Source organism: Rahnella sp. P4_A8 (genome assembly GCF_056402435.1).
This window is the reverse complement of record NZ_JBFUHK010000379.1, coordinates 1-574: the sequence shown is the minus strand read 5'-3', so window position 1 is coordinate 574 and position 574 is coordinate 1. Positions and strand designations below refer to the sequence as shown.

The 574-nt window shown below is 49.3% G+C and carries 1 protein-coding gene; it reads right to left on the bottom strand.

The features are described from left to right. The coding region (locus AC1DUO_RS26110; RefSeq protein ID WP_477989648.1) for a glycosyltransferase at positions 1-574 on the bottom strand (574 nt) is incomplete at both ends.

Here is a 574-nt window from a genome sequence, read left to right as displayed (position 1 = left end):
GGGCAAGACTTGTTCGATCGCCTTCAGATAACGGGAAATAACGATCTTTTCATCGAACTCCCTGACCATCTTTTTCCGACTCTCATTGCCCATTTCCAGACGTTGCACATGAGTCATATTAATTAGCCGCTCCATCGCCCGCGTTAAGCAGTCCGTATCTTGCGGCTCACACAGAAATCCATTTATCCCGTCATCTACCGCATCCTGACAGCCAATATTACGGGTGGTAATCAGCGGCTTTCCCATCGCTCCGGCTTCAAGTAATGATTTCGGCACGCCTTCACGATAAAAAGAAGGCAGCACAATACAATCAACCTGCGCGATTTCCTGCTCAACATTATCGGATGTCCCCAGATATAGAATATTACCTTCCTCAATCCAGGCGGCCATACGCTCAGTCTTCACCGCTGCCGGATTGCTAACATCCAGAAATCCCAACAAGCGAAATTCGCAGCGTTGACCATGACGCTTCTTGAGTTTACGTGCGGCTTCAACATAATGCTCAACCCCTTTGGAATAAAGCATGCGTGCAATCAGGGTGAAACGCACGACATCGTCGTCGGGTGCCGGTGTC